Below are 1975 nucleotides of genomic sequence, written 5' to 3'. Positions count from 1 at the left end.
CGTTATTTGCATCACGATAAGCGTGAAGTCCGACCCTCGGACGACACGACTTCACCGCTCACCATGAGGGGCGTGAACCAGGTATTCGCATGCCAGAAAAGCATCTCTCACGGGCATTCGACGCCTCCCTCGAGGCACTCTCGACCCATCTTATGGAGATGGGCGGTCTCGTCGAAATCCAGATCGAACGCTGCCTGCGATTGTTGAACGCGTACGATCCGGCGCTCGCACTGGAAATCCGCGACAGCGAGCGGCTTCTCAACTCGCTTGAAATCGAAATCGACGATGAGATACAACATGTGATCGCCCGGCGACAGCCGGCTGCCTGCGATCTCCGGCTGTTGATGGCGATGTCCAAGTGCGTGACGAACCTCGAACGCATGGGCGACGAAGCACGAAAGATCTCTAAACGGATGCGGCACATTTCCGAGAGTGGTAAAGCGGCATTGTTCCAGGTGGCGGAGTTGAAGAAATGCGGCGAGATGGTTCACTCCGTCCTGCGTCGGGTGCTCGACGCATTCGCACGAATGGACACGGTAGATGCGGCGCGAATCGTGCGCGACGACAAAGCGATTGACGAGCTATTCCGCTCATTTTCCCGCAGGCTCGCCATGCAGATGAACGCAGCGCCCGGAACCATTTCAGTCGCGCTCGAATACCTGTTCGTCGCCAAAGCGCTCGAGCGGATCGGAGATCACGCCAAAAACATCGCTGAGTTTCTTGTGTTTGTCGTCAAGGACCGGGACGTGCGTCACCTTCCGCTGGACGAACTCGAACGCGAGGCGTTGGCCAATTGACCTTCATCGACGATTTCATTCGCGCGATGAACCGCTGAAGGAGCTTCTTGCGAGATGTTCTCGGAGCCGTTCGGCATCGAACGGCGCCTGTACTTTCTGATCGTTGTCGAAATAACAGAAGACATCGCGCGACGCGCGACTTCGCGGCTTGCGCGCCGTGATAAGCCGTGCGTCCGCGGCCTGCATGCCCTTTGCCCAAGCCAGGATGCGATGCGTCCAGGCGCTGAGCGCCTCGTCGGTATATGCGCCGCTGTAAAGGGTTTCGGTGCCGTGCAAACGCATGTAGACGAAATTGGCGGTCACGTCCTCCGCGTGCGGCCAGCCAGCCGTGGAGTCCGATACCACCATCGCAACGCCGTGTCTGCGCAGCAAGCGTACAAAGGTCTCGTCCAGAAAGCTCGGATGCCGGATTTCCACGGCGTGCCTCAACGCTCGCTTTTTCCTTGGCGCATCGAACCACGGTTCCTTGACTCGCGTGTCGTGCTGCTGGGCAAATGCCGCGGCGGAGGCCGTATCCATGGGCAGGAGCGTGAGGAAGCGCTCGAAATCTTTCGCATGAAAGGCGAAGCTCGGCGGGAACTGCCAGAGAAACGGGCCGAGTTTTTCGCCAAGGCCCAGCACGCCTGACGCGAAGAAGTTTGCCATTGCAGGGACAGCCGTTTCGTCGCGAAAGCGCAGCATATGGGTGAGATAGCGAGGGCCCTTTACGCTGAAAACGAACTCGTCGGGCGTCGCGTCGCGCCATGCACGCCAACTCGATGCGCGTTGCAGCGAGTAATGCGAACTGTTGATCTCAATGCTCTGCACCCGGCGCGACGCGAATTCCAGTTCACGCGCCTGCGCAAGTTTCGGCGGATAGAACACGCTGCGCCAGCCTGCGTAGCGCCAGCCGGAGATGCCGATTCGCACGCGGCCTGTCATGACCGGCACTTTCAGGGCAGGATGCGGGTAAGCCGACGTCCCCGTGTCTCGCGTACATAGCGTCGCGCCGCCGCGACCAGTAGCACACCGGCGATCCCCATGAGCGCCGCACGCGCACTCGCGGGATGTGTATGCGCATCGGTGTAGAAGCTGCGTTCGCGGACCCGGCCGTGTCGTCCGGACCGCTCGCTCAGGCCGGTCCCGCTCTCATAAAGGCTATCGCCGTCGCGCCGGGGCTCGCTCGTGAGCTGGGCCTT

2 protein-coding genes and 1 pseudogene are annotated in these 1975 nt (G+C 60.6%); 1 reads left to right on the top strand and 2 read right to left on the bottom strand.

Annotation, left to right across the window (positions count from 1 at the left end):
* Positions 1–89: 89 nt before the first annotated feature.
* On the top strand, positions 90–797 hold the full coding sequence (gene phoU, locus QCE88_RS41880) for a phosphate signaling complex protein PhoU (protein WP_309911921.1): 708 nt from the start codon (positions 90–92) through the stop codon (positions 795–797).
* A 15-nt stretch (positions 798–812) separates the two neighbouring features.
* On the opposite strand, the gene QCE88_RS41875 is transcribed toward phoU, so the two are convergent.
* Positions 813–1718, bottom strand: a complete 906-nt coding sequence (locus QCE88_RS41875; RefSeq protein WP_309911918.1) for a DUF72 domain-containing protein — start codon at positions 1716–1718, stop codon at positions 813–815.
* A gap of 11 nt (positions 1719–1729) precedes the next feature.
* A pseudogene (locus QCE88_RS41870) lies at positions 1730–1975 on the bottom strand (short-chain dehydrogenase); the annotation flags it as partial.

It is taken from the genome of Caballeronia sp. LZ035 (assembly GCF_031451175.1).
In the GTDB taxonomy this organism is placed as follows: Bacteria; Pseudomonadota; Gammaproteobacteria; order Burkholderiales; family Burkholderiaceae; genus Caballeronia.
This window is presented reverse-complemented; position numbering and strand designations above follow the sequence as displayed.